General features: G+C 67.4%; 20 protein-coding genes and 1 pseudogene. 10 read left to right on the forward strand and 11 right to left on the reverse strand.

Features of this window, described 5'->3' with window-relative positions; translation table 11 throughout:
• Positions 1-48: 48 nt before the first annotated feature.
• From AC2ITM_RS21815 to AC2ITM_RS21835, 5 genes are all read right to left on the reverse strand, one after another.
• On the reverse strand, positions 49-1320 hold the full coding sequence (locus AC2ITM_RS21815; RefSeq protein ID WP_486470309.1) for a TRAP transporter large permease: 1272 nt from the start codon (positions 1318-1320) through the stop codon (positions 49-51).
• A gap of 9 nt (positions 1321-1329) precedes the next feature.
• Positions 1330-1803 carry a TRAP transporter small permease gene (locus AC2ITM_RS21820; protein WP_486470310.1) on the reverse strand — a complete coding sequence of 158 codons (474 nt, stop codon included), beginning with the start codon at positions 1801-1803 and terminating at the stop codon, positions 1330-1332.
• 63 nt (positions 1804-1866) lie between these two features.
• Positions 1867-2853, reverse strand: a complete 987-nt coding sequence (locus AC2ITM_RS21825; protein WP_486470311.1) for a C4-dicarboxylate TRAP transporter substrate-binding protein — start codon at positions 2851-2853, stop codon at positions 1867-1869.
• Positions 2854-2904: 51 nt separating this feature from the next.
• Positions 2905-3645 carry a FadR/GntR family transcriptional regulator gene (locus AC2ITM_RS21830; RefSeq protein ID WP_486470312.1) on the reverse strand — a complete coding sequence of 247 codons (741 nt, stop codon included), beginning with the start codon at positions 3643-3645 and terminating at the stop codon, positions 2905-2907.
• A gap of 109 nt (positions 3646-3754) precedes the next feature.
• Complete coding sequence (locus tag AC2ITM_RS21835; RefSeq protein WP_486470313.1) at positions 3755-4648, reverse strand: GntR family transcriptional regulator; 894 nt, start codon at positions 4646-4648, stop codon at positions 3755-3757.
• A 129-nt stretch (positions 4649-4777) separates the two neighbouring features.
• Here AC2ITM_RS21835 and AC2ITM_RS21840 point away from each other — a divergent pair, with 129 nt between their 5' ends.
• The 4 genes from AC2ITM_RS21840 to AC2ITM_RS21855 are packed head-to-tail and all read left to right on the forward strand — an operon-like array spanning position 4778 to position 9276.
• Entirely contained in the window at positions 4778-5776 is a 999-nt protein-coding gene (locus tag AC2ITM_RS21840) for a zinc-binding alcohol dehydrogenase family protein (protein WP_486470314.1), read from the forward strand.
• A gap of 2 nt (positions 5777-5778) precedes the next feature.
• Positions 5779-6882, forward strand: a complete 1104-nt coding sequence (locus tag AC2ITM_RS21845) for a mannitol dehydrogenase family protein (protein ID WP_486470315.1) — start codon at positions 5779-5781, stop codon at positions 6880-6882.
• A 1-nt stretch (position 6883) separates the two neighbouring features.
• Entirely contained in the window at positions 6884-8380 is a 1497-nt protein-coding gene (locus AC2ITM_RS21850) for a UxaA family hydrolase (RefSeq protein WP_486470316.1), read from the forward strand.
• A 26-nt stretch (positions 8381-8406) separates the two neighbouring features.
• Complete coding sequence (locus AC2ITM_RS21855) at positions 8407-9276, forward strand: sugar kinase (RefSeq protein WP_486470451.1); 870 nt, start codon at positions 8407-8409, stop codon at positions 9274-9276.
• A 733-nt stretch (positions 9277-10009) separates the two neighbouring features.
• Here the strand turns inward: AC2ITM_RS21855 and AC2ITM_RS21860 are convergent.
• From AC2ITM_RS21860 to AC2ITM_RS21880, 5 genes are all read right to left on the reverse strand, one after another.
• Positions 10010-11644, reverse strand: a complete 1635-nt coding sequence (locus AC2ITM_RS21860) for a GMC family oxidoreductase (RefSeq protein WP_486470317.1) — start codon at positions 11642-11644, stop codon at positions 10010-10012.
• A gap of 92 nt (positions 11645-11736) precedes the next feature.
• Complete coding sequence (locus AC2ITM_RS21865) at positions 11737-13134, reverse strand: c-type cytochrome (RefSeq protein WP_486470318.1); 1398 nt, start codon at positions 13132-13134, stop codon at positions 11737-11739.
• A gap of 9 nt (positions 13135-13143) precedes the next feature.
• Positions 13144-13656, reverse strand: coding sequence for a sugar dehydrogenase complex small subunit (locus tag AC2ITM_RS21870; RefSeq protein WP_486470319.1), 513 nt, complete (start codon positions 13654-13656; stop codon positions 13144-13146).
• Between the two features lie 1947 nt (positions 13657-15603).
• Positions 15604-16485, reverse strand: coding sequence for an amidohydrolase family protein (locus tag AC2ITM_RS21875; RefSeq protein ID WP_486470320.1), 882 nt, complete (start codon positions 16483-16485; stop codon positions 15604-15606).
• A 467-nt stretch (positions 16486-16952) separates the two neighbouring features.
• Complete coding sequence (locus tag AC2ITM_RS21880) at positions 16953-17168, reverse strand: helix-turn-helix domain-containing protein (protein ID WP_486470321.1); 216 nt, start codon at positions 17166-17168, stop codon at positions 16953-16955.
• Between the two features lie 431 nt (positions 17169-17599).
• Here AC2ITM_RS21880 and AC2ITM_RS21885 point away from each other — a divergent pair, with 431 nt between their 5' ends.
• The 3 genes and pseudogenes from AC2ITM_RS21885 to AC2ITM_RS21895 all read left to right on the forward strand — a co-directional run bounded on the left by AC2ITM_RS21885 (position 17600) and on the right by AC2ITM_RS21895 (position 19038).
• On the forward strand, positions 17600-17698 hold the full coding sequence (locus AC2ITM_RS21885; protein ID WP_486470322.1) for a hypothetical protein: 99 nt from the start codon (positions 17600-17602) through the stop codon (positions 17696-17698).
• Positions 17699-17773: 75 nt separating this feature from the next.
• Positions 17774-18106, forward strand: coding sequence for a hypothetical protein (locus tag AC2ITM_RS21890; RefSeq protein ID WP_486470323.1), 333 nt, complete (start codon positions 17774-17776; stop codon positions 18104-18106).
• An 18-nt stretch (positions 18107-18124) separates the two neighbouring features.
• A pseudogene (locus tag AC2ITM_RS21895) lies at positions 18125-19038 on the forward strand (transposase).
• Positions 19039-19301: 263 nt separating this feature from the next.
• Here AC2ITM_RS21895 and AC2ITM_RS21900 read toward each other — a convergent pair.
• On the reverse strand, positions 19302-21665 hold the full coding sequence (locus AC2ITM_RS21900; RefSeq protein ID WP_486470324.1) for a response regulator transcription factor: 2364 nt from the start codon (positions 21663-21665) through the stop codon (positions 19302-19304).
• Positions 21666-21773: 108 nt separating this feature from the next.
• Between AC2ITM_RS21900 and AC2ITM_RS21905 the strand changes: the two genes are divergently transcribed.
• The 3 genes from AC2ITM_RS21905 to AC2ITM_RS21915 are packed head-to-tail and all read left to right on the forward strand — an operon-like array spanning position 21774 to position 25334.
• Positions 21774-22802 (forward strand): ABC transporter permease, encoded by a 1029-nt coding sequence (locus AC2ITM_RS21905; RefSeq protein ID WP_486470325.1) that lies wholly within the window; start codon positions 21774-21776, stop codon positions 22800-22802.
• A complete protein-coding gene (locus AC2ITM_RS21910; protein WP_486470326.1) occupies positions 22802-23686 on the forward strand; it encodes an ABC transporter permease in 885 nt (294 codons plus the stop codon). The genes AC2ITM_RS21905 and AC2ITM_RS21910 overlap by 1 nt, the downstream gene beginning before the upstream one ends.
• Before the next feature lies 1 nt (position 23687).
• A complete protein-coding gene (locus AC2ITM_RS21915; RefSeq protein ID WP_486470327.1) occupies positions 23688-25334 on the forward strand; it encodes an ATP-binding cassette domain-containing protein in 1647 nt (548 codons plus the stop codon).
• Position 25335: the final 1 nt, after the last annotated feature.

The following is a 25335-nucleotide window of genomic DNA, read 5'->3' on the forward strand; positions in this document are numbered from 1 at the left end:
CCGATGCCGCCGCACCGGTCCCCCTTTCGCCTGCGCCGCAGCGCCCTGTCAGATCAGCGCCAGAGAGAACCACGGCACGAAGGTCACCACCAGCAGCGCCGCCAGAAGCGCCAGCAGGAAGGGCCAGCCCTCGCGCAGGAATTCCCCGAAAGAGGTCTTGGTCAGGTTGCACACCATCAGCATCACCGTGCCCACCGGCGGCGTCAGCGTGCCGATTGCCAGGTTCAGGATCATCACGATGCCGAAATGCACCGGGTCGATGCCCAGCTGCACCACCACCGGTTTCAGCAGCGGCACCAGGATGATCAGCAGGGCATTGCCCTCGACGAACATGCCCAGCACCAGCAGCAGCAGGTTGACGATCAGCAGGAAGACCTCGGGGTTGGTGGTCATCGCCGTGATCAGCTCGGCCAGCGACTGGCCGGCGCGCTCCAGCGAAAAGATCCAGGCCAGGGCCGAGGACATCATGATCACCAGCAGCACCGCCGCCGTCTGCCGCGCCGTCTGGCCGAAGGCCGACATCAGCTTGCCCAGCTTCATCTCGCGGTAGACGAACATGCCGATGACGATGGTGGCCACGGTCGCGATGGCGCCGGCCTCGGTCGGGGTGAAGACCCCAAAGCGGATGCCGCCGATGATCACGAAGATCAGCAGCATGGCGGGCCAGGCCTGCCAGATCGTCGTGCCGGTCTCGGCCAGGGTCGGGGCCTTTTCCCGCGACGGGCGATAGCCGCGCTTGCGCGCCACCAGATAGACCGTGACCAGCAGGAAGACCGCGCACAGAAGGCCCGGCAGGATGCCCGCGACGAACATCTTGCCGATCGAGACATCGGCCACCAGACCATAGATGATCAGCGCAATGCCCGGCGGCAGGATCGGGGTGATCAGCGACGAGGCGGCGGTGATCGCGGCGGCGGTGCCGCGCGAATAGCCCTGCTTGATCATGTCCGGCACCAGCATCCGGCACATCATCGCCGCATCCGCCAGGTTCGAGGCCGACAGCCCCCCCATCAGCGTCGAGAGCATGACATTGGTATGCCCCAGCCCCCCGGTCATCCGCCCCACCAGCAGGTCGGCGACCCGCAGCAGCCGCGCGGCGATCCCGGTCTGGCCCAGCAGCGTGCCCAGCAGGATGAAGAACGGAATGGCCAGCAGCGACGAATTCTGCGTCGGCGCCATCAGGCGCTGCACCACCAGCTGCATCGGCATCTGCGCGAAGAAGATGAAGTAGCACAGGATGGCGGCGAACATCGCCAGGTAGATCCGCATGTTCAGCGCAAACAGCAGGAACATCAGCGGAATGATCAGGATCCAGTCCATCACGGCCTCTTATTCTTCGAGCAGGTTCGTGGATTTGCCGCGCAGGATCGCCAGGACCCGCACCGCCGCGATGATCGCCACGCCGCAGGCGCCCACCGTCACCGCGATGTCCAGCCAGAACCAGGAAATCCCCAGGATCTGGGTCTTCTTGAAGGCCGTGCGGGCGGCCAGGTCATACCCCAGCCAGGCCATCCAGCCCAGCAGCCCGACCGAGACCGCCCCGACCAGCGCCGCCAGCGCCACCTGCAGCCGCCTGGGCAGCGCGATGGTCACCACGTCGATGTTCAGATGGGCGTCGTCCAGCTCGCAGGCGATGGCGCCGATGAAGACGATCCAGACCATCAGCAGGCCCGACATTTCCTCGGTCCATTGCAGGGGGGTCCCCAGCAGGTAGCGGGCCACCACTGCGGCCACGGTAATCGCCACCAGGGCAAGCACGATCAGCCCGCCCAGCAGGTTGAGCGCCGTGAAAAGGCGTTTCATGGTGAAACTCCGGCAAAAACGTCAGGAAGGGGGGCGCGGCCGGGCCGCGCTCCCCGTTGGGCCTCAGCTTTTCAGCTGGGCCTCGATCTGGTCGTAAAGGCCCGGCGTCCAGTCGGGGAACTCGGTATAGACCTTCTTGGCGGCGGCCTTGAACGGCGCCAGGTCCGGGGTCGTGACCTTGACACCGGCCTCCTTCATCTTTTCGAGGATCCTGGCATCCTCGTCGCGTGCGACCTTCTGGCTGAACACCCCGGCCTGGAAGCCGGTGTCGTGCAGCATCTGCACGACCTTGGGATCGAGCGTATCGAAATAGGCCTGCCCGCCCAGCCACAGCGAGGTGTTCTGCAGGTAGGAGATCATCGACAGCTCCTTGGCCTGCTCATAGAGCTTCTGGCCATAGAGCACCGACAGAGGGTTCTCGACCCCGTCGATGGTGCCCTGCGCCAGCGCGGCATAGACATCGCCCAGCGGCATCGGGGTGGGCGTGCCGCCCATCGCCTCGATGGCTTTGATCTGCATGATGTTGTTGGGCGTGCGGATCTTCATCCCCTTCAGGTCATCGGGGGTCTCGACCTTCTTCGTCGCCAGCAGCTGCCGGGTGCCGTAGAGGTAGTTCGAGATGACGATGTGGATGCCCTTCTGCTGCAGCTCGGCCTCTTTCTTCTTGAACCAGTCGGACTGGTAGATCTTGAAGAGGTCATCGACATTGTCGGCCAGATAGGGCCCGAACAGGATGCCCAGATCGGGATCGTAATCCGTCAGGAAGCCCACGTCGGCGATGGTGATGACGTTGACGCCCAGCATCGCCTGTTCGATCACGTCCTTCTTGGCGCCCAGCTGCGACGACGGGAACAGCTGCAGCTCGACCTTGCCGTCCGAGGCAGCCTTCACCAGATCGGCCCAGTGCGACATCACGGTATCGACGGGTTCGCCGGGGTTGTTCTCGTAGGCGACGCGGACCTTGACGGTGCCTGCGGCCAGCGCCGGCGTGGCCAGCAGCGCCGAAGCCGCGGCCCCTGTCGCCAGCAGAGTTCTGCGTGTGATCTTCATGGTTTCCTCCCTTGGATCATCCCTGTGCCCGGGCCTGGACCCGGGGCCTTCCTAGCTGCCCACCGGCCAGAGCGAGAGCGCTCCGCCCATCTCCCGGGCCTGCAGCCATTGCGCCAGCACGTCGCTGGAATGCTGGAAATGCATCGACATGGCGCGGCTCAGCGCCGTTGGATCGCGCGCCTCCAGCGCGGTCAGGATCGCGCCGTGCTGACGGCGCGCGGTCTCGGTATCGGCATTCTGCGACTTGCCGACCTCGAGGTAATATTGCAGCGGTGTCGCCAGCACCCGGTACATCCGGCTGAGCACGCTGTTGGCAGCCGCATCGACCAGCCCCAGATGGAAATCGTAATCCGCCTGCGCCGCATCGCGCACCGTCAGCGCCTGCGCCATGCGTTCGTTCACCGCATGCAGGGCGGCAATCTGTGCCTCGGTGACATGGCAGACCATCAGCGGCACGGCCCCGGTTTCGTTGATGCGGCGAAAGTTCAGCACATCGGTGAAGCTGCGCGCCGATGTGTCGAAGAACTGCGTCAACTCCGAGAACATCACCTTGAAATCCGCCTCGCGCACCTTCGCGCCACGGCGGGTCTTCTCGATCAGCATGAGGGCCTCGAGGTGGATCATCACCTCGCGGATGGTGTTGCGCGACACGTCGAAGCGCTCGGCCAGTTCGCGTTCGTTGGGCAGCATGTCGCCGGGCCGGAAGCCCTGGGCGATTTCCTGGCGCAGCGTGTCGCGAATGTCCTCGACGGTGGTTTTCACCCCCGCGGTCTTCATGGTCGGCTCCTCCACGACGCGGCTCCTCCTGCCCTCGTTTGGTTGGACCAAAGGACCAAAGATTCGCGCCGACGTCAAGCCTGTGGTTGGGCCAATGCAGCCTGGACGTGCAGGAAAGCGGCGTTCAGTCGGCGATGACAGAGGCCAGAAGGGTCTCGCGGGCCGTCGCCAGATGGGCCGCAAAGGCCGCCTCGGCGCCCGCCGTATCGCCGGTCAGCACGGCGCGGATGACCGCCAGATGCTCGGCGATGGCGGCGCGGTTGCGCAGCGCCTCGTCGCGTTTGTTCCAGCGGTAATGGTAGTGCACCACCAGCGCGATCTGCTGGGAAAAGCCGTCGAAAAAGCGGTTGTGGGCCGCCGCGCAGATCACCCGGTGAAAGGCGGCATCCAGCGCCGGAAACCGCGCCATGGCGGCATCATCCTGGGCATAAAGCGCGATATGGCGGCGTTCCATATCCTGCATGGCCTGCCATTCGGCACTGCCGGGCCCGGCCTGCAGAAGCCGCGCAAAGGCCTGCCCCTCGACCAGGGCGCGCATCTCGCACAGCTCCTCGGCAAAGCGCCGCGTCACCCCGCCAAAGATCCAGCCCTGCCCCGAATCCCTTGTAAACAGCCCCAACGGAGCGAATCGCAACATCAACTCATGCACGATCGGGATCGAGGCCCCGATGGCGCGGGCGATCTCGGTCTCGCGCAGCGAGGACCCCGGCGCATGGTCCGCGTGCAGGATCCATTCCAGAAAGGCCTGTTCGGCCTGCTGCAGCGGTGTGACGACCTCGGCGGCATCGAAACGGTCGTCGGGGCCCGGGCGGCGGCACAGGCGTTTTTCGCGGCCCTGCCAGGCGATGATGCCCTGCGCGTGCAGGTGTTCCAGCACGTTGCGCACCGTGGTGCGGCTGGCCCCCAGGGCCGCGGCCAGCGCGGCCTCGGATCCCAGGGGCGCGCCGGGCTCGATCCGTTCGAACCGGTCCAGGGCGGCATTCACCGCCCGCTTGAAAGTCTGGTTGCTGCGCGACATGGCCCCTTTTCTCCGACCCCCGGCGGGATCGCAATTTCAAAAATAGGGACTTGGAATCCGACGCTCAATGTTTTTTATTGTTAAAAGACTATTGGAGGCAGGAACGCCTCGCAGTCGATGGAGGACCCTATGACCGAGACCCTGATGAAGGCGCTTTTGTGCGAAGCGCCCGGCAAGCTGAGCGTGACCGAACGCCCCCGTCCGGCCGCCAAGCCCGGACATGTGCGCCTGAAGGTGCAGGCCATCGGGATCTGCGGCACCGACTACCATATCTTCGGCGGCAACCAGCCCTATCTGGCCTATCCGCGCGTCATGGGCCACGAACTGTCGGCCATCGCGCAGGAGCCGTCCGATGACGGCCGCATCCAGGCCGGCGATCTGGTGGTGGTGAACCCCTACCTGACCTGCGGCAGCTGCCATGCCTGCAGCATCGGCAAGCCCAACTGCTGTGAAAACATCGCCGTGCTGGGCGTGCATACCGACGGCGGCATGTGCGAGGAAATCGTGGTGCCGCAGCAGAACCTCTATCCGGCCCGCGGACTGACGCCGCAGGCGGCGGCGATGGTGGAATTTCTGGCCATCGGCGCCCATGGCGTGCGCCGCTCGGCACTGAGCAAGGGGTCGGATGCGCTGATCGTCGGCGCCGGTCCGATCGGCGTCGGCGCGGCGCTTTTCGCCCATATCGCCGGGGCCCGGGTGACGCTGCGCGACACCTCGCCCGAACGGCTGGCCCTGGCGCAGGCCATTGTGCCCGAAGCCACCTGCGAATTGGTCCAGGATGCGGGCGATGCGATCTTTGACACCGTGTTCGACGCCACCGGCAACATCCAGGCGATGAATGCCGGCCTGCGCTTTCTGGCCCAGGGCGGCACCTATGTGCTCTTGTCGCTGGTCAAGGGCGATCTGGTCTTCTCGGATCCCGAGTTCCACAAGCGCGAGACCACGCTGATGGGCAGCCGCAATGCGCTGAAGGTCGATTTCGAACATGTCATGGATTGCATGGCCCGCGGCCTGGTGCCCGTCGACAAGATCGGCACCCACCGCACCACCCTGGGCGGCGCGGTCGCGGATCTGGCGGCCTGGGCCGGGGATCGCGGCACCGTGGTCAAGGCGCTGATCGAGCTCTGAGCATGACGGCCCTTCGCACCCCCATCGTGCAGTTCGGCACCTCGCGGTTCCTGCAGGCCCATGCCGATCTGTTCCTGTCCGAGGGCACTCCGGCCCGCGCCGTCACCGTGGTGCAAAGTTCGGGCGATCCGGCCCGGGCCGGGCGGCTGGCGGCACTGGCGGCGCCGGGCGGCTATCCGGTGCGCCTGCGCGGCCTGCAAGAGGGCCGCACCCTGGACGAGGAGCGCCGCGTGCATTGCATCAAGCGCGCCCTGTCCACCGCCACCGACTGGGCCGAGCTGGAGCGCGTCATCACCGAAGAGGCCGAGGTCATCGTGTCGAACACCGGCGACAGCGGCTTTGCGCCGCGCCCCGCCGATGCCGATCCCGGCCCCTCGCAGGCGCAAAGCTATCCGGCCAAGCTGTTCCACCTGCTGGCAGCACGCCAGCGCGCCGGCCGCGCCCCCCTCGCGATCTTCCCGATGGAGCTGGTGCCCGACAACGGCGCCGTGCTGCGCGCGCGGGTGATGCAGATCGCCAGCGCGGGCGGCGCCGACACCGCGCTGATCGACTGGCTGAGCCGCTGCACCTGGGCCAACAGCCTGGTGGACCGCATCGTCTCGGCGCCGCTGGAGCCCGCGGGCGCCGTGGCCGAGCCCTATGCCCTGTGGGCGATCGAGGCGCAGCCCGGCCTGCAGGCCCCGACCGACCACCCCGCGATCCGCATCGTGCCCTCGCTGGAAGAGACCGAGCGGCTGAAGCTGCACATCCTGAACCTGGGCCATACCGCGATGGTGTCGTTCTGGCAGCAGGCCGGCGCCCCGCCGGACGCCATCGTGCGCGACCTGCTGAACGGCCCCGTGGGCGCGCAGATGCGTGCGCTGATGGCGGCCGAGGTGATCCCCGGCTTTGCCATCCGTGGCCTGGAAGACAAGGCGCGGGCCTATCTTGCGACCACGCTGGAACGCTTCGCCAACCCGTTCCTTGACCACCGGATTGCCGATATCGCGCAGAACCATGCCCAGAAGGTCGACCGCCGGATCGCCGCCTTCCTGACCTGGGTGCGCCTGGCCGCGCCCGGCTACCCGGCACCGATCCTCGATGACATCATAGCCAGGGAGGGCTGAAATGTCCGCACGCGACCTGATGATCCTCGATCCCGCCGACACTGTCGCCGTGGTCCTGAGCGACATGGCCCCCGGGGAAACCCGCGACGGGCTGACAGCAGCCGAGGCGATCCCGCGCGGCCACAAGATTGCGCGCCGCGCCATGGCCGCCGGGGATCCGGTGGTGAAATACGGCCAGATCATGGCCGTGGCCTCCTGCGACATCGCCCTGGGGGCCCATGTCCATGTGCAGAACTGCGCCCTGCCCCAGGGCCATTCCGACCAGGCGGCCATCAAGGGCACGCTGCCTGCCGCGCCCACCCGGACCACCTTCATGGGCTATGCGCGCCCCGACGGCCGCGCCGGCACCCGCAACTTCATCGGCATCATGGCTTCGGTCAACTGTTCCAGCACCGTCTGCGACGCCATCGCCGCCGAGGCCAACCGCACCCTGCTGCCGAAATATCCCGGCATCGACGGCTTTGCCCCGATCGTCCACGACCAGGGCTGCGGCATGGCCAACCAGGGCGAGGGGTTCGAGGCGCTGGTGCGCACCCTCAAGGGCTATCGCGACCATCCGAATTTCGGCGGCGTGCTGATCGTGGGACTGGGCTGCGAGGTCAACCAGCTGACCCTCTACAAGCCCACCGACTGGACCCGCGACCGCGTCAAGACCTTCAACATCCAGGAGGTCGGCGGATCGCGTTCGGCCGTGCGCCGCGCGCTGGAGCTGTTGGCGCCCATCGCCGCCGCGGCCAATGAAGACCGCCGCAGCGAACAGCCGGTGTCGAAGCTGGTGCTGGGGATGCAATGCGGCGGCTCCGACGGGTTTTCCGGGATCACCGCGAACCCCGCGCTCGGGGTGGCCTCGGACATGCTGGTGGCCGCCGGGGGGACCTCGATCCTGTCGGAAACCCCCGAGATCTTCGGCGCCGAACACCTGCTGATCGCCCGCGCCGATGCCCGGACCGGCGGCCGGATCCGGGACATGATCGACTGGTGGCGCGCCTATGCCGAACGCAACGGGGCCTCGCTGGACAACAACCCCTCGCCCGGCAACAAGAAGGGCGGCCTGACCACCATCCTCGAGAAATCCCTGGGCGCGGTGGCCAAGGGCGGGCTGTCGCCGCTGGCGGGCGCCTATGCCTATGCCGAACGCATTGACCGCCCCGGCTTTGTCTACATGGACAGCCCCGGCTACGATCCCGTCGCCGCGACAGGCCAGGTGGCCGCAGGCGCCAATCTGGTGGCCTTCACCACCGGGCGGGGATCGTGTTTCGGCGCCAAGCCCACCCCTTCGATCAAGCTGGCCTCGAACAGCGAACTGGCCCGTTCCATGCCCGAAGACATCGACATCGACTGCGGCGGCATCGTCGAAACCGGAACCTCGCTGGCCGAGATGGGGCAGCGGATCTACGACCTGCTGCTGGACACGGCCTCGGGGCGGCATACCGTCTCGGAGGACTTCGGATATGGTGACAACGAATTCGTGCCCTGGAAGATCGGAGCGGTGCTGTGAGCGGACTACTGGCCATCGGCGAATGCATGGTGGAACTGTCGGGCGGAGAGAACGGCCTGTACCGGCAGGGCTTTGCCGGGGACACGCTGAACACCGCCTGGCATGCGCGCCGGCAACTGGGAACGGATCTGCCGGTGGGCTATTTCACCGCCATCGGCACCGATACGATGTCCGATCGCATGGCTGCCTTCCTGCAGGCAGGCGGCATCGGCACCGATCACATCCTGCGCCTGCCCGACCGGCGCCCGGGCCTTTACATGATCGAGCAAAAGGACGGCGACCGGCATTTCACCTATTGGCGCGACCGTTCGGCCGCGCGGCTGATGGCCGAGGATCCGCAGCGGCTGGAACAGGCCTTCGCGGGGGCGCAGATGCTGTATTTCTCGGGCATCACCCTGGCGATCCTGTCGCCCGAGGCCCGGCTGCGGCTGCTGGCGGCCCTGACCCGCGCCCGCCAGGCCGGGGCCCGGCTGGCCTTTGATCCCAACATCCGCCCCGCCCTGTGGGAAGACGCCGCCACCCTGCGCCGCCAGATCGAAGGCGCGGCCGCGCTATGCGACATCGTGCTGCCCAGCTTCGACGACGAGGCGCGCCATTTCGGCGATGCCGATCCCGTGGCGACCTGCGCCCGCTATGCGGCGCTGGCGGGCCCTGCGGCCGAGATCGTGGTCAAGGACGGTGCCAACCCGGTCCGGCTGGCGCTGCCCGAAGGCCCGCTTGCGGTTGCGGTGCCGGCGGTGCCTGCGGTGGTGGATGCCACCGGGGCCGGCGACGGCTTCAACGGCGGCTACCTGGCGGCGCGGTTGCAGGGCCTGGCCCCGGCCGAGGCCGCCCGGCGCGCGATCGCCGTTTCCGGGCAGGTGATCCAGCACCCCGGCGCCATCCCGCCGGTCTGATCCCCGATCCCTGTCCGGGACCGGTCCGGCCCGGGATCCAGGGGCCGGACCGGTTCGCGATCTGTCCCGTTCGGATGGCCGTTGTCGCTTGGGACAGGGATCGCGCTGAAGAACGTACGATTGCGCAGGCAGGCGGACCGTCGCATCGTCTCAGGCAGGCGCGCCCGTTTGGCATGTCATGGACCGGCCGCGCGACCCCGTCCCCCTATCGGGATCGCAACGGCGCGCCCCGTGGAGGCCGTATGGCCTGCCACCAAAGGCTGCTGCAAGACCCTGCACCCGCGTCTTCGCATGGCGCTCCCATCGGCCTGCCACTGCATCGACAAATGGCACGAGCCTGGCCGATCCGGTGCCCGCCCCCCGACTTGCGGCGACACCCGGGCCGCCTGCTGAACGCGTGCCGATAATGGACGGGAAGGCGTTCTGCCGTCGCGCGCCCCGGCCCCTGGGGCAGCGGAGGCAGGCCATCGGACGCCCACCGGCCATCGGCCCTGGTCCGGCGCGGCTTTGGGACGGCAAGGCCACCCGGCACGGCCAATCTGACTGCCCCAACCGATGGCAACCCTGCCACCCAACGCACGCCCCATTGTCCCAGGCGCATCCTGCGGATCCCGGAAAAGCGGCGCCCGCAGGATGGCAGGGCGCACCACCGAAACCACCTCGGCGCAGGCGAACGGCAAAAGGGCGCGCCGGGTCTTCCCGCCGCGCCCGATCCCCTCCGGCGAAAGCCGGATCAGCCTGCCTGCAGGTCCTTGCGGATCGCCTCGGCCGCGCGCAGCGACAGCGCCGCCATGGTCAGCGTCGCGTTGACCGTGCCCGCCGCCGCCATGGCGCCGCCGGTGGCCAGGAACAGGTTCTGGTGGTCATGGGTCCGGCACCAGCTGTCCACCACGCTGTCGGCGGGATCATGACCCATGATCGTGCCGCCGCAGATGTGGTTGTTCGGGGTGAAGTAATCCGACATCTCGACCTCGGTGCCACCGAAGGCCGCAGCAATGTCGCGCAGATGCTGACGAGAGGTCACGGCAGCCCGGCGCACGTAGTCGCCCACATCGTAATAGACATCGGGCATTGGCAGGCCGAGGCTGTCCTTGCGGTCCTTCGACAGCGTCAGGCGGTTGTTCGGATCCGCGAGGGTCTCGTGGTTGACATAGATGTCGACCCCGCAGGCGGCGCGGCGGCGGATCTCTTCGTCCAGCGCCTTGCCGACCTTGCCGGTGGCCAGCGCCTTCATCCCCCCCTTCGAGGTCTGCGCCGTGTTGTTGTAGCCGATCTGGATCGCCGAATGTTCGCCGCGCCAGTCGCCATCGCGGAAATTGGTGATCGAGGACATCTGCACCGAACCCTGCCCTGCCCAGATCGGTTCCTCGGCCACGAAGGACATCGAGATCCCGGGGTGGTCCATCATGTTCCGCCCCACCATGTCGGAGGAGTTGGCGATGCCGTTGGGGTTGCGGTCATTGGCCGCCAGCAGCAGCAGCTTCGGCGTCTCGATCCCGTTGGCCGAGATCACGAAGCGCTTGGCGGTGACCTTGGTGCTGTTCTTGTCGGGATCGTAGAAGTGGAAGGCGGTGATGTTGTTCTGCGCATCGGTGTCGATGCGGTAGACCACGGCGTTCGGGATCACCCTGGCGCCAAGGGCCTCGGCCTTCTCGACGGAATAGATGCCGTTGTACATCGCCCCGATCGGGCAGATCGGCATGCAGTTGTTGTTGCCGCAGCATTGCGGCCGCCCGTCATAGGGCTGCGAGTTGCGCCCCTGCGGCACCGGCGTGTTGTCGAAGCCCAGCTTCGAGACCACCTCGGTAAAGCGGCGGTCGCCGTAGCCATAGGGCATCGAGGTCATCGGCCAGGGCTGGGCACGCGGCGCCGAGGGCGTGATCTGCTGGCCGTTCGGGCCCATGACGCCCATCTCGACCTCGGCCTTGTAATAGTAGGGCTCCAGCTCGTCATAGGTGATGGCGAAGTCGCGGCCGACGCCGTAACGGCTCTGCATCTCGAAATCCGAGGGCAGGTAGCGCCAGCACGAGGCCGCCCAGTGCCAGGTGGTGCCGCCGACGCCCTTGATGATGCCCTGCCGGTAGGCCGTGGCATCGGGGCCGGTCGTCTTCAGATAGCCGTTGTCGGGGAAGAAGTTGGTGTGCGGCGCCCAGGGAACGGTCGGATAGGGCGTGGCATAGTCAAAGCCTGCCTTGTTGGCGGGCGGCATGTAGCGCCAGTTCTGCACGATCTGGTCGCGGTCGTAGCGGGGGCCTGCATCCAGCAGGATGACGGAAAGACCGGCGCGGGTCAGGTCCAGCGCAAGAAGGCCGCCGCAGATACCGGCACCGGCGATGACGACATCGGCGCTCAGGGTGTCCTGTGACATGGAAAGTCCTTTCGGGGCTGCATCACCAAAGGGGCGATGCGCGGAAGGGGGGATCGGGGGCAGGCCCCCGACCGGATGGGATCAGGCGGCGATCAGCGCGCCATGCGGCGACGGCGGCGCAGCAGCAGGACCACCAGCAGGGCCAGGATCACCAGCGCCGCCACGGCGCCCGCGATCATGATCTGCGGCGAGGCCAGCCGCACCAGGGGGGCCACCGGGCCACCGGTGCGCAGCGTCTGCACGTCCGCGGCCGTGACCCCTGCGGATCCCTTGCCGAAGGCGTCCTGGACGTAGCTTGCCAGCTGCGCGATCTGCGCATCGTCAAGTTTCTGCACCAGGCTGTCGGGGCCGAAGCCCGGCATCAGCGTGCGCTTGCCGTCGACCTCGCGGGTGACGCCATGCAGGATGGTCGAGACCAGGTTGTCGGTCTGCCCCGGATCAAGCGTCAGGTTGCCGGCCAGCGCCGGATAGGTCCCGTCGGCCGAGCCCTCGCCCTTCAGGCCGTGGCACGAGGCACAGGCGGTCTCATAGAGTTCGGATCCGCCGGCGGCAGGTTGCAGCAGGTGTCGGCTGCGGTTGTCGGCGTGATCGGCCGGCACAAAGGCCGCAGGCTGCGCCTTGCTGGCGGCAACCGGGGCGGTATCCTGGGCGGGCACGCTGCGCAGATACGTGACCATGGCGGCGATGTCGTCATCGCTGAGATGCTGCAGGCTGTGCTCGACCGCTTCGGCCATGGGACCCGAGGCACGCGCATGGGCCGCGACGCCGGTCTTCAGGTACTCGGCGATCTCCTGGTCGGACCAGTCTTTCAGGCCCCCGGCACCGGGGGTCAGGTTGGGCGCATACCAGGCCCCGACCATGCCGCCCGCCAGCAGGCGACCCTTGTCCGAGCCCATCAGCACGTTGCGCGGCGTATGGCAGGTGCCGCAATGCGCCGGCCCCTCGACCAGGTAGCGGCCACGGTTCCAGGCGGCGGACTGGCCGGCCTCGTCCGGCAGCGGCTTGCCCCCGGCAAACAGCGCGTTCCAGCCGATCATCGCCCAGCGTTGCGAGAACGGGAAGGGCAGCCTGGTTTCCGGGGCCGGTTCGTCGACAGCCTTCACGTCATGCATGAAGTAGTCGTAAAGCGCCGCCATGTCGGCATCGCTGATCTTCGCATAGGCCGGATAGGGCATCGCCGGATAAAGATGCGTGCCGTCCTTGGCCACACCTTGCCGCACGGCCCTCTCGAATTCCTGCAGCGTGTAGCTGCCGATGCCATAGGCCTTCGACGGGGTGATGTTCGACGAGGTGATCACCCCCATCGGGGAATTGATCGCATAGCCGCCGGCAAAGGGCTTGCCGCCCTGGGCGGTGTGGCAGGCGGCACAGTCGGCCGCAGTGGCGACATAGGCGCCCGGGGTCATGTCCTGGGCCAGCGCCGGACCAGCCAGAAGGCTCAGCCCCAGCACGACGGGCGCCGCCAGGCGCCGGGTGATGGAATGTGTCATGAGGTCTCTTCAGAAGCTGGGCATGTCGGACAGCGCCGGCGGCGCGGCGGTCCACCAGTTCGGGCCGTTCAGGGCATAGGTCGGCACCGGCACCGCATCGCGCGGCGGCTGGTACATCAGTGCCTTGTCGAAGGCATAGACCGTGGCATGGCTGCCCTCGGCGGTGACGCCGCAATACCAGCCGTGGATGATCGCCAGCAGCGTGTCGCGCAGCGCGCCTTCCTCGGGCAGGTTGGCGGCCAGGGCCTCGACATCGGCGGGCTGATCCGCCGAGATCCGCGCCGCCAGCGCCAGTGCCTGGCTGTCGAAATCGGGATGCGCCGCGCGCAGGCCAGCCAGCAACCCCTGCCCGACCCCGGTGTCCAGCGCCGCATGCCCGGTGGCAAATCGCGACAGGGTCATGAAGGCATCCGCATCCAGGGCCTCCTGCGCAAAGCCTGCAAGCGGGCGCGATGCCAGCAGCAGGGCCAGGGCGGAGGTTTCAAGGAAACGTCTTCGGCTGAGAGGGATCTTGGGAGGCATGGCGCTGTCCTGGATCAGAAAGTTGAAAGGCTGTTAGCGGTATCTGAACCAGCCCCCCAGGAAGGGCAACCCATGCCATTCGACTCTTATATCTTTGAAACTAAGTATATTTTCTCAGCACACCATGGCATGCCAACGTTCCATCCCACGAAATCGCGATTCATTAATCAAATCAATGGACTAATTATTCGCCAGCCGGCGCTGGCCGCCCGTCTCTTGCAAAGTCAACCGCCCAGCCATGCAAAAACCGGTACCCGGCGTTTCCCGGAACACACATCTGTCCTGCATCATTATCGCGCCCGGGCCTTGCGGCGGGCTGCGGGGCGTGCGTGCGGGACGGGCATCCTGGGGGAGATCGGGCCGGGCCGGGTCGGGCCCTTGGCCCGAACGGGGGCTCTGCCCCCGTGCCCCCGAGGTATTTGGAACAAGAAAATGGGCAGGCGATGGCCTGGACGGAGGGGGGGACCCGATGGCCGGATGCCTGGGGCAGGCTGTGGGACGACCGGAGCGGCGGATGTGGCGGGCCCTGGCCCCCCACATGATCCGCGCCGACGTCTTCGCCATGGCGAGGGGCGCGCGTCGGGCAGGTGTTCCCTTTGGCCGCGTCGTCCGCCAGGGATCGCCGCTGGCCGAATGATCGGAGGGCGATGGCATGGCGGGCGCGATATGTGGACGCCGCGACCGATCGCCCTTCCTGGTGGTTTCATCTCGCTGCGGGAGGCGGGCGCGGTGCCGGATCAGGCCATGTCGCAATTGCCCGCCCCTTCCTGGACTGGGCCCGGAGCCGGATCCGGGCGGTCACGGCCGTCACTGTTCCTGCATCCTTCGGCCCGACAGCATAGGGTGCCGGGGTGGAAGGGGGAACGGTTTGCAGGGGTTGTCCCCCACGGCATGGCGGGCCTGAATGGGCATCGTGATCCTGGAGCAGCCAAGGCCGTTGTGCGGGGCGACCGGATGACGTGTGAGGACCCGCAGAACGCTCTGGGCAAGCGCTGGCCGCCTGGCATTTGCCCGAAGGGCTCCTTTCGCAATAGCACCGGCCCGCGCGACACCCCGAACGCTGTGGCCGGGCGGCGGCGCCTTGGGCTCAACCGGGCGCGCGGTTGCGTCCCGAAATCCCATGCAAGGTGCAAGGAAGGAGGCGCCCTCAGGGTCTTGGACTTGATCTTGGGGAAACGCATCGTGGGTTGAGGCAGGGCTTCGCATATGGCTTCTGCATCGTTTTAAGGCTTGCCCGGCCGCGCTGAGGCCACCGTCATCCTTATCATCGGATTTGCCCTGTTCCATGCAGGGTCTGACGGATGTCGCGGGATGCGCCGGATGGCCGGACCCGGGTCTTGCAGGCGCGCGGCCGCGGGTGGTGCGTGATGCCGATGCGGCGGGGCGACTGCCGTTCGAGGACCCTCGGTCGCCGCGCCCGGTGCACAGGCTGGTTGCAGAACAGCATTCCGGCCGCCGTCAGGTCCCGGGCATGAAGGATGGCTCTGCCCCGGTCGGGGATGCCAGATGATCACTTGCACGGGGGGGCTTGTGTCGATTTCTGCATGTGGCATCTGCAGCCTGGCGCCGTGCAACGCTTGGCACGGGAGCGAACCATCCTGCCTGCCCCGATGGGACGTCGCAGGGTCCGGCGGCAGCCGCTGCCCATAGCGCGCCACCGGGCAGTGGGCGGCGGCAGGCCGGGGCTTTGCCTGGCCCCGGGTCCCAGAGCGGTTTGGCCGGGTCGGTCCGGGCCCCGGACGCAGCCGGCGCTGGTTTCGGGTGGGCCGGCCGCGGCAGGGGCCGGAGCGGTCGCGTGCAGGCTGTGTCACGGGGCGTGGGCCCGGCGAGACCACAGGCCGGGGCGTTGCGGGCCGCTCTGCCCCGACCCTGCGGCCGGAACCCTGACCACCGTCGCATGGCCCCCGCCGGACCTGGGCTTTTGGACCCGCCCCCCCGTGCGCAGGTTCAGCCCGCGACGTGGCTGTCGTGCGGCGCCTCGGCCAGCTGAGGGTAGAGCCTGAGCGCCGTTCCGCCCCAGATCGCCGCGCGATCAGCGGCGGCCAGCCCGGCAAAGCAGCGACGCCCCTGGTCGACCAGATCCTTCAGCGTGCCGGTGTTGGCGGGGAAGTTCGACCCCCAGGCCAGCCGGTCGGCGCCATATTCCGACACCAGTTTCGCGAAGAAGCCGCCGGGCGTTGCCGGGGGCGTTTCGGCCAGATCGAAGGTGCGCGGCGTGACTTTCAGGTAGAGGTTCTCGAACCGGGCCAGACGCCACAACGGCAGAGCCCTGGCATAGGGGGCGCCATCGGTCAGGTCCGGCCGGCCCAGGTGATCCAGGATAATGCGGACCTCCGGGTAGCGCTGCAGGATCTGCTCGACCACCGGCAGACCGATGCGGGTGGTCTGGATGCACACGGGCATGTCGATCTCGGCCATGTGTTCCCAGACGGGGAAGGTTTCGGGGGCGATCATCCACTGGCCGTCGGACTGCACGGTGGAACCGGCCCCGAACAGCCGCAGACCGGCCATGCCGCGGGCCCGCCACCCCTCGATCACCGCCACGGCATCGCGGGCACCGACATCGACGGTATAGACACCGACGATCCGGTCGGGATGACGGGCCACGCTGTCGGCCACGTAGGAATTGTCATATCCGTAGGTGGTCGCGGATTGCACCATGGCGGCCCGGGACACGCCCGCAGCCGTCATCTCGGCCAGGTACTGTGCGATGGGAAACGGCCGCTCGGCCGACCAGTCGGACCGGATGCCGCCGAGGGGGTTGTAGGGATACCGCAGCGTATCCTCTGCGATGATATGCGGATGAATATCGATGATTGTCTCGGCCATGCTGCCCATCCCCTTCCAGAGACCCTGTTGCGTCAGTTCCGGAGCGCCGGGAAACGCCCTGGTGGCGCGGCACCGGTATGTGCGCACCCCGGATCCAGCTTATGCCTGCACCATCGGGGCGGGAAATAAGGGCGGTTCAAAATCTGATGGTGGAAGAGGAACAAGTGATAGCCGCCCTGAAAGACCGGTCTGAGGTTGCCGGGCGCGGCCTGCCGGGCGGCCCCGATCCCGGGGCAGATCAGGCCAGAGGCGGCGGCACTTTCGGCGGCCCCACCCGAGAGAGGCCACCTGTGCGGCCGGTGGGCATGCCGGTGCCGCGTGGCCCGGCCCGGGGGGCGAAAAGGGCCGCGGCCTTTCAGGCGCGGGCGAGGTTTGCCGGGGGGCGTGGCGGGCACGGGGGCCCGCCTTCTGGGTCAGCGCATCGTCTTGCGGAAGGCGTCGTGCGACTGGCCGACCCGCTGCTTGAATCAGCGCGAGAAATGCGCCTGCTCGGAAAAGCCCAGATTCAGCGCGATCTCGACCCGCTCCGGGTGATCGCGCAGCAGCATTTCCTTGGCGCGCTCGACCCGGCGGTGGGGGATGAAATCGCTGGGGCTGAGGCTGGTCGCCTCCTTGAAGAGCCGGGCAAAGTGGTAGGGGTTCAGGCTGCTGACGGTGCTTGGCGTCTCCGGCCGGATGGGCATGTGCAGATGAGCCTCGATAAAGTCCAGCACCCGGGCCGGTTGCCCCTTTGCTGGCCACGCGCGGCACGCCGGCGGCCGAATATTGCCGCCGCAGATGCACCGAAAGCATGGTGCGCGGCGCTCGGCGAAGATCGAGGGCCAGTGCCGCGCTGCTGCCGGTGCAGGGCCTGTTGAGGCATTTCCTGGCTCCGTGTCCCTGCATTTCCATCGCGATGTGCTCTCTCCGGCGGGCGCTGACGTTGCCCAAAGGGTGCCCCGCCGGGCCGGTCGTGTCATCGGGGGCGCCGGAAAACCGCAAGATGGAGCAATCCGGCCCGGCGGGTCCGGGTCATTCTGGGCCAAGCCAGCTGCGCCGCCCCCCAGCCGGAGGTTTCCATGTCGTCCCACACCGTTTTGGCGTCTGTCCGCTCGATTGTCCCGATACCCGTTCGATGCCGGTCAGCGTCGAGAACGGCCGGGGTACGGGCGTGCGGGGCAACCCCGACCATCCGATCACGCGCGGACGGCTCTGCGGGAAGATGAGCGACTAAGAAGGGCGCGTCTATCACCCGGACCGCGTCCTGACCCCGCTGCGCCGCACCGGGCCCAAGGGGGCGGGCCGGTTCATGCCGATCTCCCGGGACAAGGCCCTGGCCGAGATCGCGACCCGCTGGCAGGATATCATCGCCCGCGCCCGTGCCATCCTGCCCTACAGCTATCTGGGGACCGAAGGCATCCTGAGCGGGCTGAAGCTGGGCGATGCCTTCCCCAACCGGATGGACGCCTCGGGATCGGCGGACAGCTTGCAGAACTGTGGCGGCGGGCCGTGGTTCGGCGCGCTCCATTGCAGGGATCCGTTGATCGGGCCGTTGTCCTTCGGCATCCCGTCCCAAGGGGCGGTGCGCATCAGGCTCCAGGTCGTGTTGACAAAAGGGAATCCGCTCGTGCGTAGGGCATGATTCAAGCTGGCATCTGCGATGGCGACCAGCTTGGCCCGAGGTCTTATGTCGGACGAGGAATGGGCGTTCGTTGCGCGCTTCATACGTCCCGTCCGCGCCCCGAACGGGCGCAAAGCCACCAATCACCGCCAAGTCCTTGACGGGATTTACCGGATTGCCCGAACCGGGGCGCCATGGCGGGACCTACCTGGCGAGTTCGGCAAATGATCAAGCGTTTACCGACAGGTCCGGCGCTGGACACTGGCGGGCCTCTGTTAGGACATCATGGATGCCTGAACCAGAGCGGAGCCGAGCCAGGCGCCTTGCAAATGTTCGACAGCACCGTGATCCGCGCCCGCTATCCACTGCCCGGCAGGGCAGTGCGGCAGCCATGTCCCGCGAGGGAGGCGGCCGGCGCTGAAGGGGGACTCCACAGCAGGGTTTCGGCCGTTCCCGAGTGTCAGGTGGGAAAATGATCCGTAGGATCTTTTTCTGGACCACCTATCACTTTGCGACCAGGACCCACCTCCGCGTCAACGCACACGGGCTTCCCATGAGGACAGAGGTCACGCCAGGCCAGACGTCGGACTATCTCGGTTTCGATCTGGTGATGGCGGACAATCTGCCCCGCCCGAGCGTGCGGCTCGCAGATCGCGGCTGGGATGCAGACAAGATCAGAGACGGTACGGAGGCGCGCAACGACCTGCCCGTGATACCCCTCTCGGGACATCGCTGTGCGATGCCCTGCCGGGCAAGGGATGCGCAAGTCCCGCAAGAAGCGGATTGGTGTTGATCGCTTGCTGTATCGCCTGCGTAATATGGTCGAGCGCTGCTGCAGCATGCTCAGGAATGCCAGGCGTGTCTCGACCCGCTACGACAAGACGGCGGATAGCTTCCCGGGCTTCATTGACATCACGTCGATCCGTCTCTGGGTCCGCCATTTGTCAACATGACCTAGATCCACAGCAGCCCCCCGCCTGGCACCGCGGCCCCGATCATCCCATAGCGCAGGCCAGTGTCGCGATGCACGCCACCAGGCAGATGCGCAGATGATCGCCCGGTCATCCGCCGGTCAGAGACCGCGACAGGCGGATGACCGGCTCTGACCCCGGATCCGAAGCGCGGCCCCTATCGCCTTCGGCCAATGGCCCGGAAACCGGGGCCGGGCGCCCGCAGGTCAGCGGGTCGGGCGCCCGGCGCGGCCATGACGCGGGACTTACAGCCACCCGAGGGCACGGGCCGACTGGATCGCATCGCTGCGCTTGCCGACCCCCAGTTTGCGGTAAAGCCGCGAGAGGTGGAATTTCACCGTGGGTTCCGCAATGCCCAGTGTCTGGGCGATCCGCTTGTTGGGGTAGCCGCCGGCAATCAGCTGCAGCAGCTGGGATTCACGGGCCGTCAGCCCCCCCGCCCGCGCCTTCGCCCGCGCCGACGAAATCGAGCCGGCATAGATCGACAGCGTTGCGCGGATATCGGGGGCGGTCTCGAGGTACTGGCGGACGCGGGTCTCGCGCAGCAGCGGTGCCAGGAACAGCCGCTGCTCCGAGAGCACCCCGAAGCAGCCCAGCCGGGATACCGAGGTCAGCGCGGCCTCCAGATGGCTGCGCATGGTGCCGCTGTCCCGGCGCCGGTAGGCCAGATGCGCCCGCCAGATCTTCAGCGCCACGACCTCGCGCAGGGTGGTCTTGGCATTGCCCTCCAGCGCCGTGATCAGACGGTCCGGCAGGGGCCCCGGCGTCGGCTGATCAACCAGGCAGCGCAGCCGAGCCATCGCCAGGGCGATGTCGTCGCGCAGCCGCAGCTGTGCCAGATGGTCGGGCGTCATCTGCTGGGCGGCGCCCTCCAGCCCCTGCAGCGTCAGCGTCGCCTCGGCCAGGCGCCCCTCGTTCTGATAGGCGGTGGCGGTGCGGATCTGGATCGTGCGCAACAGGTTCATCCGCTCGGCCAGGTGCAGCCACAGCCCGTCCAGGAACCCCGGCCGGATGCTGGCGGGGTAATGGTCCATCACCGCCTGGGAACTGTACTGGATGGCAAAGTGGAACAGGCTGGGCCAGACCTCGGCGCGGGCGAAGGCATCGAAATCCTGTTGCACGAAGCCTGCCAGCTTTTGCGGCTGGCCGTTTTCATAGGCCAGGGCGGCCTCGACCAGATGCAGCATGCGGTATTCCTGCACGACCGGATGGGTGACGCAGCCCAGCAGGTCGCGGGCGGTCTGAGCGGCGGTCCGGGCCAGGCGCGCATCGCCATTGGTCAGATGCAGCACCGTCAGATGCAGGTGGATGAAGAATTCCAGCAGCGGATGGCCACCGATCTTGCGGAAATACAGCAACGCCCGGGCGGCGGCGGATTCGGCCTCGCGGAAGTTGCGGCGGCGGATCTCGAATTCCAGCAGGGCATTGTAGAAGGCCGCCCATTTCTGCCCGTCCCCGACCGGGTAATCGGCCATGAATTCCCCCAGCCGCTGCAACATCGCATCCGAGGGCGTCATGTCTTCGCTGATCATCATGTTGAGGCGGAACCGCCGGGCCGCGAAGGAAAACCGCGTGCCCCGCGCCAGCACCTTCAGCGGATCAAGGTAGTCCGAGCCCAGGTGCTTGGCGGTCAGCTGGCGCACCCGCTGCAATTCCCCCTGTTTCATCAGCGTGCGGGTGATGGCGAACAGCACCGTCTCGTTGGTGGCGATGACATCCTGGGAAAAGCGCAGGATGATACGGCTGAAATCCTCAAGGTCGGAATCGTAGATCAGTTCCAGCCCCCGCGACTGGCTGAGGACCTGGGCAGCATGGGCCTCGTGACCGTGATCCAGCAGCAGCTCCATCGCCGCAAGGGGCCGGTGCGCGGCCTCCAGCGCCTGGGCCATCTCGATCACGGCGCCGGTGTCGGAAAAACCCTGCAGCCGCGCCGTCACCGCCTGGTCCAGGGCGGCCAGCAGCGCCGTGCGCTGGTGCGGGGCGGTGCACAGGAAGGGCGGCAGCGCGTCGCACCAGTCGGCGCGGGGATCGGGCTGCGGCGCCTTCAGCCAAAGCGACAGCCGCGTCGTGGGACCGGGCGAAAGCTGGCTGAGAAAGGTTTCCCCGACATAGGCCGCGATCAGATCGGGATCGGGATTGCGCGCCAGCGGCAGAAAGGCGGGCCAGCCGGCATAGTCCTGCAGCAGGCGCCGTTTCACCGCCGCGGGCAGGGTTGCCGAGAGTTCGTCGCTGGTAAAGGCGAAGGCCCCGGCATCCAAGGTCAGCGCCCCGCCATGCAGGATACGCCGGGCCAGCCCGGTGATCTTCTGGCCGGGGCGGTGGGCGATCACCAGATGGCGGACCGTCTCGGCCACCTGGGCGGACAGCCGGGCGCTGCGCGCCGATCCCGGCACGTCCCAAAACAGCCAGCCATCCTGCACATCGCTGAGGCGGGGGTGCTGCAGATCGCAGACCCGCACCCCGATCCGGGCGGCGGCCGCCTGCAGCAGACAGGTCTTTCCGGCCCCGGCGGGCGCGCGCAGGAAGACCGTGCCACTGGCCTTTTCCAGCAGGCGCGCCAGCAGCGCGGGACGGGGCAGAAGGGTCTGGGCGGGGGCGGAAGCGGTCATCAAAAACCTATACCATTTTTTTCAAAACCCATACCATCCGCAAATTGTTTGGCCTCCGACGCTGCAGAATAGTCTCCAGAACGTGACCAACCCGGAGGCTTCCGGCTGATGCAGCAAAATCCGTTCCTCGCGATTCTCACCCGGCTCGGCACCTTCGTGCTGGTCATGATCGTGCTTTCGATCATGATCTTCGTGCTGGCCCGGGTCGTGCCCGGCGACCCCGCGCGCATGGCGCTTGGCCCCACCGCCACCCCCGAGCAGGTCAGTGCCCTGCGCACCGAAATGGGCCTGGATCTGCCGCTGCCGGTGCAATACCTGACCTACATGGGCCGCGCCCTGCACGGGGATCTGGGCATGTCGCTGCTGTCGCAGCGCCCGGTGATGGCCGATCTGGCCCAGACCGTGCCCGCCACGGTCGAGCTGGTGCTGGCCGCCGTCATCATCATGTTCGCCATCGCCATTCCGCTGGGCGTGATCACCGCGCATTTCCGCGACCTCTGGATCGACCACGTCGGCCGACTAGTGTCGCTGGTGGGCGTGACCATCCCCAGTTTCCTCTTTGCGATCTCGCTGCAACTGATCGCGGCGCGCTATTTTGGCGACTGGCCGATCATCGGGCGGATGGATCATGGCCTTGGATTTGCGGGCGGGCCCACCGGGCTGATGCTGGTCGACAGCCTGCTGGCCGGACGCCTTGATGCCTTCCTGAGCGCGCTTCAGCACCTCGCGCTGCCGGCAATCGCGCTGTCGATGGCGGGGATCGGCCAGATCACCCGGATCACCCGCTCGGCCATGCTGGAAAACCGCCGCAAGGACCATGTGCTGACGCTGCAAAGCTTCGGCGTGCCCGAGCGCGTGATCATCTTCCGCTACCTGCTGAAACTGTCCTCCATCGCGCCGCTGACCATCATGGGGCTCGAGTTCGCCTCGCTGATCGGCAATGCCTTCGTGATCGAGATGGTCTTCTCCTGGGGCGGCTTTGCCTCCTACGGGCTGAACGCGATCCTCCAGAAGGACCTGAACGCGGTGACCGCCGTGGTGCTGGTCTCGGGCCTCTTCTTCATCGCGGCCAACCTGATCGTCGACATCCTGATCTCGATCATCGACCCCCGCATGCGCCGAAAGGAGGCCCGCTGATGGCCCGGATCAAGATGGCCCTGGACGGCACCGACAAGGACCTGAGCGCGGCCTACATGATGTGGTACCGCTTCAGCCGGAACCCCGCGGCGGTGATCGGCACGCTGATCGTGCTGTCGGCGGTGATCTGCGCCCTGCTGGCGCCCTGGATCACGCCGCGCCCGCAGGACGTGGGCGCCGTGGTGAACTTCCGCGCCCGTCACCTGCCCCCCGATGCCCAGCACTGGTTCGGCACCGACAAGGTGGGCCGCGACATCTTCTCGCGCGCGATCTTCGGGCTGCGGATCTCGCTGCTGCTGGTGATCGGCGTGCTGGGGATCTCGGTGCCGGTGGGCACGGTGCTGGGGCTGGTTGCGGGCTATGCCGGCGGCTGGACCGAGCGGCTGATCACCGGGCTGACCAATGTCATGCTGGCCATGCCGCCGCTGGTGATGGCGCTGGCCGTGTCGAACCTGCTGCAACCCACGCTGATGAACGCGATGATCGCCATCACCCTGCTGTGGTGGACCTGGCATGCCCGGCTGATCTACGCGGTGTCGAAATCTGTGGCCTCCGAGGATTACATCGAGGCCGCCCGCATCGCAGGCGCCGGGCCGTTGCACATCCTGTTCCGGGAAATCCTGCCGAACTGCATCTCGGTCATCTCGGTCAAGACGACGCTGGACGCGGCCTTCGTGATCCTGTTCGGCGCGACGCTCAGCTTCCTCGGCTTCGGCGTGAAGCCCCCGATCCCGGACCTGGGCTCCATGGTGGCCGACGGGCGCCAGTTCATGCCCGATTTCTGGTGGGAGGTCCTCTGCCCCGGCGCGGTGATCCTTTACGTCACCCTCGGCTTCAACCTGCTGGGCGACGGCCTGCGCGACATGTTCGATATGGAGGGCTGAGATGAGCGATCCGCTTCTGAAGGTCGAAGGCCTCGACGTTCTCTTCACCGCCTACGGCCAGACCCGCCAGGTGCTGCGCGACATCTCCTTCACGGTCGGAGCCGGCGAACGTGTCGCCCTGATCGGAGAGACCGGCTCTGGCAAGTCGGTCACCGCCAAGGCGATCCTGGGCACCCTGCCCCGCAACGCCACCGTCAGCGCCGGCCGGATCGAGGTCGAGGGCCGCAACGTGCTGGATCTGCCGCGCAGCGCCCGCGATGCGCTGAAGGGCCAGGCGTTTTCGCTGATCATGCAGGACCCGCTGTCGTCCTTCAATCCGGTCTTCAAGATCGGCAGCCACCTGGATGACGTGCTGCGCTATGCCGACCGTCGCGCCGGGGTCCGCGCCAGCACGTCAGAGCGCCGCGCCCGCATCGCCGCCGTGCTGCGCCGCGTCCAGCTGGCCGATCCCCAGCGGGTGATGAACGCCTATCCCTCGGAACTGTCGGGGGGCATGCGCCAGCGCGTGCTGATCGGTCTGGCGCTGCTGCACCAGCCGAAACTGCTGATTGCGGACGAGCCGGGCACCGCGCTCGACGTCACCACCCAGGACGAGATCCTGAACCTGATCAACACCCTGGTCGCCGAAGAGGGCATGGCCCTCCTGATGATCACCCACAACCTTGGGGTCGTGCGCAAGGTCGCCGACCGCGTGGTGGTGATGCGCCACGGCGATATCGTCGAGACCGGCCCCTGCACCCGGATCCTCCATGCCCCCGCGCATGATTATACCAAGGGCCTGCTGGACGCCGTGCCGCCGCTTTACGGCGCGCGGGTGCAGACCCAGGAGCTGAGCGACAGGGCGCCCATCGTCAGTGCCAAGGCGCTGTGCAAGGAATTCGGCCGCGGATCGCGCCGCTTCCAGGCGGTCAGGGACGTCACCGTCACCCTGCGCGAGGGCGAGATCTTTGGCCTTGCGGGGGAATCCGGGTCCGGCAAGACCACGGTGGCGCGGATGATGATGGGCCTCGCGCGGCCCACCACCGGCACCGTCACGGTCGAGGGCACGCCCAACCCGGGCCGCCCGTTGGCGCAGATCGTCTACCAGAACCCCGGCACCTCTCTGAACCCGAAGCGGACGGTGAAGCAGAGCCTTTCTCTGCCGTTGAAACGTGCAGGCCTTGCGGGCTCTGCCCGCGACGCCCGCCTGGCCGAGCTGATGGGCCTTGTCCGCCTGCCGGTCTCCTATCTGGCGAAATACCCGCACGAGCTGTCGGGCGGGCAAAAGCAGCGCGTCGCCATCGCCCGAGCCCTGGCCGCCGATCCCAAGGTGCTGATCCTGGACGAGCCCACCGCCGCGCTGGACGTCTCGGTCCAGAAGACGGTGATCGAGCTGCTGCTGCAACTGCGCGCAGAGCTGGGCCTGACCTATTTCATGATCTCCCACGACCTGTCGCTGATGCGCAACTTCTGCTCGCGCCTCGCCATCATGCTGCGCGGAGAGATCGTCGAAGAAGGCCCCACGCCGCAGGTCTTCGCCGCCCCCCAACACCCCTATACCCGCGCGCTGATCGCCGCGATCCCGGTCGTCACCGATGCCGAGGAACGCCTGAAGCCCGCGGTCACCCCGGAAGAGCGTCAGGCCTTCCTGGTGACAACCACTGACTGAA

The sequence above is a fragment of the Pseudooceanicola sp. NS-SX9 genome (genome assembly GCF_057380705.1).

What these genes read in the sequence shown, in the direction of transcription:
- AC2ITM_RS21860 (WP_486470317.1), bottom strand. Translation starts at nt 11,644, where the DNA reads ATGTCACAGGACACCCTGAGCGCCGATGTCGTCATCGCCGGTGCCGGT.
- AC2ITM_RS21890 (WP_486470323.1), top strand. Translation starts at nt 17,774, where the DNA reads ATGCCGATCTCCCGGGACAAGGCCCTGGCCGAGATCGCGACCCGCTGG.
- AC2ITM_RS21845 (WP_486470315.1), top strand. Translation starts at nt 5,779, where the DNA reads ATGACGGCCCTTCGCACCCCCATCGTGCAGTTCGGCACCTCGCGGTTC.
- AC2ITM_RS21840 (WP_486470314.1), top strand. Translation starts at nt 4,778, where the DNA reads ATGACCGAGACCCTGATGAAGGCGCTTTTGTGCGAAGCGCCCGGCAAG.
- AC2ITM_RS21915 (WP_486470327.1), top strand. Translation starts at nt 23,688, where the DNA reads ATGAGCGATCCGCTTCTGAAGGTCGAAGGCCTCGACGTTCTCTTCACC.
- AC2ITM_RS21825 (WP_486470311.1), bottom strand. Translation starts at nt 2,853, where the DNA reads ATGAAGATCACACGCAGAACTCTGCTGGCGACAGGGGCCGCGGCTTCG.
- AC2ITM_RS21880 (WP_486470321.1), bottom strand. Translation starts at nt 17,168, where the DNA reads ATGCCCATCCGGCCGGAGACGCCAAGCACCGTCAGCAGCCTGAACCCC.
- AC2ITM_RS21875 (WP_486470320.1), bottom strand. Translation starts at nt 16,485, where the DNA reads ATGGCCGAGACAATCATCGATATTCATCCGCATATCATCGCAGAGGAT.
- AC2ITM_RS21835 (WP_486470313.1), bottom strand. Translation starts at nt 4,648, where the DNA reads ATGTCGCGCAGCAACCAGACTTTCAAGCGGGCGGTGAATGCCGCCCTG.
- AC2ITM_RS21855 (WP_486470451.1), top strand. Translation starts at nt 8,407, where the DNA reads ATGGTGGAACTGTCGGGCGGAGAGAACGGCCTGTACCGGCAGGGCTTT.
- AC2ITM_RS21900 (WP_486470324.1), bottom strand. Translation starts at nt 21,665, where the DNA reads ATGACCGCTTCCGCCCCCGCCCAGACCCTTCTGCCCCGTCCCGCGCTG.
- AC2ITM_RS21910 (WP_486470326.1), top strand. Translation starts at nt 22,802, where the DNA reads ATGGCCCGGATCAAGATGGCCCTGGACGGCACCGACAAGGACCTGAGC.
- AC2ITM_RS21820 (WP_486470310.1), bottom strand. Translation starts at nt 1,803, where the DNA reads ATGAAACGCCTTTTCACGGCGCTCAACCTGCTGGGCGGGCTGATCGTG.
- AC2ITM_RS21885 (WP_486470322.1), top strand. Translation starts at nt 17,600, where the DNA reads ATGCCGGTCAGCGTCGAGAACGGCCGGGGTACGGGCGTGCGGGGCAAC.
- AC2ITM_RS21870 (WP_486470319.1), bottom strand. Translation starts at nt 13,656, where the DNA reads ATGCCTCCCAAGATCCCTCTCAGCCGAAGACGTTTCCTTGAAACCTCC.
- AC2ITM_RS21815 (WP_486470309.1), bottom strand. Translation starts at nt 1,320, where the DNA reads ATGGACTGGATCCTGATCATTCCGCTGATGTTCCTGCTGTTTGCGCTG.
- AC2ITM_RS21905 (WP_486470325.1), top strand. Translation starts at nt 21,774, where the DNA reads ATGCAGCAAAATCCGTTCCTCGCGATTCTCACCCGGCTCGGCACCTTC.
- AC2ITM_RS21865 (WP_486470318.1), bottom strand. Translation starts at nt 13,134, where the DNA reads ATGACACATTCCATCACCCGGCGCCTGGCGGCGCCCGTCGTGCTGGGG.
- AC2ITM_RS21850 (WP_486470316.1), top strand. Translation starts at nt 6,884, where the DNA reads ATGTCCGCACGCGACCTGATGATCCTCGATCCCGCCGACACTGTCGCC.